The sequence below is a fragment of the Streptomyces sp. URMC 123 genome, from assembly GCF_051386515.1.
Lineage (GTDB): Bacteria > Actinomycetota > Actinomycetes > Streptomycetales > Streptomycetaceae > Streptomyces.
Genome location: NZ_JBPQTV010000457.1, coordinates 1 through 4,018, shown reverse-complemented (window position 1 = coordinate 4,018; position 4,018 = coordinate 1). Strand labels below are relative to the sequence as shown.

Annotated in this window: 4 protein-coding genes; all 4 read left to right on the top strand. The window is 77.2% G+C overall.

Going from position 1 to position 4,018, the window contains the following annotated elements:
* The first annotated feature begins 228 nt into the window (after positions 1-228).
* The 4 genes from ACSNOD_RS29245 (at position 229) to ACSNOD_RS29230 (ending at position 3,927) form a co-directional block, all read left to right on the top strand.
* The gene (locus ACSNOD_RS29245) at positions 229-1,533 is read left to right on the top strand and encodes a glycosyltransferase family 9 protein (RefSeq protein ID WP_436770090.1); all 1,305 of its coding nucleotides are present in this window, start codon (positions 229-231) and stop codon (positions 1,531-1,533) included.
* A 136-nt stretch (positions 1,534-1,669) separates the two neighbouring features.
* On the top strand, positions 1,670-2,083 hold the full coding sequence (locus tag ACSNOD_RS29240) for a hypothetical protein (RefSeq protein WP_436770089.1): 414 nt from the start codon (positions 1,670-1,672) through the stop codon (positions 2,081-2,083).
* A gap of 85 nt (positions 2,084-2,168) precedes the next feature.
* A complete protein-coding gene (locus ACSNOD_RS29235; protein ID WP_436770088.1) occupies positions 2,169-2,927 on the top strand; it encodes a DUF6766 family protein in 759 nt (252 codons plus the stop codon).
* Positions 2,928-3,117: 190 nt separating this feature from the next.
* On the top strand, positions 3,118-3,927 hold the full coding sequence (locus ACSNOD_RS29230; RefSeq protein ID WP_436770087.1) for an SDR family oxidoreductase: 810 nt from the start codon (positions 3,118-3,120) through the stop codon (positions 3,925-3,927).
* The last annotated feature ends 91 nt before the right edge of the window (positions 3,928-4,018 follow it).

Here is a 4,018-nt window from a genome sequence, read left to right as displayed (position 1 = left end):
GTCCGGCGGCCCCCACAGCCGGGGCGCGACGGGGCCGAACAGCACGACCGACGGCGTACCGAGCGCGCGGTGGCCCGTCCCACCACCGGCCCGGAGCGGGGACCCGCGCAACCTGCCGGCCCGCGGCCCGTGCGGCGGCTCGGCGTGAGCGGCTCGACGAGCCGGGTGCCCCGATACGCCGCAGCGCTCGGACCGCTGGGGCCTGCCGGGGCCATGAGGAGCGAGCCGGTGCGTTCGGCCGGGCCGGGCGTGGCGGGCGGTTCGGTCGACCCCGGCCGCCCCGAGGGAACGCCGCCTCTCGGCGAGCGGAGCCACCCGTACGCTCCCCCGCGCGACGGCGCGGAACGGGGGGCCGCACCATCCGCCCGTCCGCGGCTGCTCGTGTTGCGGGCGCTCGGGCTCGGGGATCTTCTCACCGCCGTGCCCGCGCTGCGGGCGCTGCGGAGGGCGTACCCCGCGCACGAACTGCTGCTCGCCGCGCCCGCCCGGCTCGCCGACGCCGCCGCGCTGACCGGCGCCGTGGACGGGCTGCTGCCCACCACCGCGCGCGGCCGCGCCGTGCCGGACCGGCTCGACTGGCACGGGCCGCCCCCCGACCTCGCCGTCGACCTGCACGGCAACGGCCCGCCCAGCCACCTCCTGCTGGACGCCCTCCGTCCCGCACGGCTGTTCGCCTTCGCCCACCCCGGCACCCCCTGGCTGCCCGGCCCCCCGTGGCGGGAGGACGAGCACGAGCGGGAGCGCTGGTGCCGGCTGCTCGACTGGTACGGCGTCCCCGCCGACCCCGCCGATCTGCTCCTCGCCGCGCCGGACGCGGACTGCCCCGCGCCCGGCGCCGTGGTCCTGCACCCCGGCGCGGACGCCGCCGCCCGCCGCTGGCCCGCCGAGCGGTTCGCCGCGGTGGCCCGGGCGCTGACCGCGCGCGGCCGGCCGGTCGTGATCACCGCGGGGGCGGGGGAGGGCCCGCTCGCGCACGCCGTGGCGCGGGCCGCCGGCCTGCCGCCCACGGCCGTACGGGGCGGCGCCGAGGACGTGCCGTTCGCGGAACTGGCCGCGCTGGTCGCCGGCGCCCGCGCCGTGGTCGTCGGCGACACCGGCCTCGCCCACCTGGCCACCGCGCTCGGTACGCCGTCGGTCGTGCTGTTCGGCCCCGTCGCGCCCCGGCTGTGGGGGCCGCCGGACAGCCCCCGGCACCGGGCGCTGTGGCACCCCGACGGCGACGCGCCCCGCCCGGGCGACGCCCACGGGGCCACCTGCGACCCGCGGCTGCTCCGGATCACCGTGGCGGAGGTGCTGGCTGCCGTGGCGGACGTGACCCGGCCGTCGGAGGAGGCCGGCGCACCCGGCGCACCGGCGGCGGGCCCCGCGGAGCCGGTGGAGTGTCCGCCACCGGGGGGACCCGCTCCGCCACCGCCTGTGCGGCGCCCGGCCACGCCGCCCGCCGGGGGTTACGGTCCGTCGGAGCGGCCCCGGCCCCGGCGCCGGCCGGTGGTACGGGGACGGACCGAGCGCGGAGGAGTGCCCGGTCACTGACCGAGCACCCGGCGTCGGCGAGTCGGCGGTCCGGAGGGCCGGCGGGCGGCGGCCGGGCGCCGGCACAGCCGGCCGGGGCCGGAGCGCACCGGCGCGGACCCACAGTCACCGACGATCACCGACGGGAGGACAGCCGATGCCCTGGCGGCGGCGACTGGCGGCGGGGGCGACGGCCGCCGTACTGCTCCCGGCGGCCGGGTGCGGCGAGCTGGAGCAGCGCCGCTCGGCCGCGACGGCGGCGGCCCTCGGCTTCGAACGTGCCCTGGGCACCCGGGACGGCGCGGCGGCCTGCGCGGCCCTGGCCCCCGGCACCCGGGAGGAGCTGGAGCGCTCCGCGGGGGCGCCGTGCCCACGGGTGGTGCTGGAGGAGGAGGTCCCGGCCGCCGGCAACCAGGTCCGCGCCACCGATGTCGAGGGCCGCCAGGCCCGGGTCGTGTTCGGCTCGGACACGCTGTTCCTGTCGCTGTTCTCGACCGGCTGGAAGGTCGTCGCGGCCGGCTGCGCCCCCCGCCCGGACGAGCCGTACCAGTGCGCCGTGAAGGGTGGGTGACGCCCGTGAAAGGGATGTTCGTCCTCTGTCTGCTGGTGATCGCCGTCGGGCTCGCCTACTGCATCGCCCTGGGGGTGTTCCACCGATGACCACGCGCGACGGACGGAGCCCCGGCGAGGACAGCGAGCAGGGCGACGCGGGGGACGACGACGCCCCGCACCCCGCCGGCGTCCGCGGCTTCCTCCGCGACAACGGCCTGGTCCTCGCCTTCGGCGGCCTGTTCCTGGCCGCCCTCGTCGCTCAGGCGTTCGCCGGGTGCGCCGCCCTCAACAACCAGCTGGCGGCCGACCAACTGGAGACCGTCGGCCTGGGCGACTACCTCACCTCCTCCGACTTCGCGGTGGACGTGATGGAGAACTGGCAGTCGGAGTACCTCCAGTTCTTCCTCTTCGTCTTCCTCACGGTGTGGCTCGTGCAGCGCGGCTCCCCGGAGTCGAAGAGCCTGCGCAGGATCGGGTCCGAGTCCGACCGGCGGCAGCGCGTCGGACGCCACGCCGACGGGGACTCGCCGCGCTGGGCCAGGGCCGCCGGCCTCCGGCTGTGGCTGTACGGCAGCTCGCTGGGGCTCGTGATGGGCGCCATCTTCCTGCTGTCGTGGTTCGCCCAGTCCGTCGCCGGTGTCGCCGCCCACAACGAGGACCGGCTGCGCAGCCTCCAGGCGCCCCAGCCCTGGTCCGAGTACATCGCCGGCGCCGACTTCTGGAGCCGCACCCTGCAGAACTGGCAGTCCGAGTTCCTCGCCATCGCCTCCATGGTCGTGCTGTCGATCTATCTGCGTCAGCGCGGCTCGCCCGAGTCCAAGCCCGTCGGCTCCGCGCACCGCTCCACCGGCGTGGAGGGGTGAACCCGCCACACCCGGGCACGCGAGAGGGGGACGCGCGTACAGCGCGAAACGACATACACCGAGGCGCGCCGCCGTACAGCCGGCGCACGACGGCGCACGGCACCGTACGACGGCACACGACACCGTACGACGGCGTACGGCAGCGCACGACAACGCATGACAACGCACGATCAGCAGGAGGAGACACACGATGACCTTGCGGAGCGAGTCGGCGGACCGCGTGGCCGTGATCACCGGTGCGGATTCGGGCATCGGCCGCGCCACCGCCGCCCGCCTGGCGCGCCAGGGCATGGACATCGGCATCACGTGGCACAGCGACCGCGAGGGCGCCGAGGAGACCGCCGCGGAGGTCAGGTCGCTCGGCCGCCGCGCCGAGCTCGAACAGATGGACCTCACCCGGCTGCCGGAGGCGACCGAGGCCGTCGACCGCCTCGCCGACCGCCTGGGCCGGCTCGACGTCCTGGTCAACAACGCCGGCACCGGCACCGCGACCCCGTATCTCGACATCGACCACGCCACCGTTCGGCAGGTGCTGGACGTCGATCTGGTGGGCCCGTTCCTGTGCGGACAGCTGGCCGCCCGGCGCATGATCGCGCAGGGCGACGGCGGTCGGATCATCAATGTCACCAGCGTCCACGAGCACCAGCCGCGGGTCGGCGCGGCACCGTACTGCGCCGCCAAGGGCGGCCTCGGGCTGCTCACCCAGGTCATGGCGCTGGAACTGGCCGAGCACGGCATCCGGGTCAACGCCGTGGCGCCCGGCGAGATCGCCACCCCCATGACCGGGCAGCACGACACCGATGTGCACGAGGAGGAGCGGCCCGGCATCCCCTTGGGGCGGCCGGGCGACGCCCGCGAGGTCGCCGCGGTGATCGGCTTCCTGGCGGGGGAGGACTCCGCGTACGTCACCGGCGCGTCCTGGGCGGTCGACGGCGGCATGCTGCGCATGGGGCCCATGGCCGGCTCCCACCTGGAGTCGCACTCCTGGCGCCGGCCCTAGCCAGCCCGGCCCTGAGCCGGCCGCCGGCGCCCGTCCCGGCGGCCGGCGCACCTCGACCCCGTACGCCCGGTCCCGTAACCCGCCCCCGACC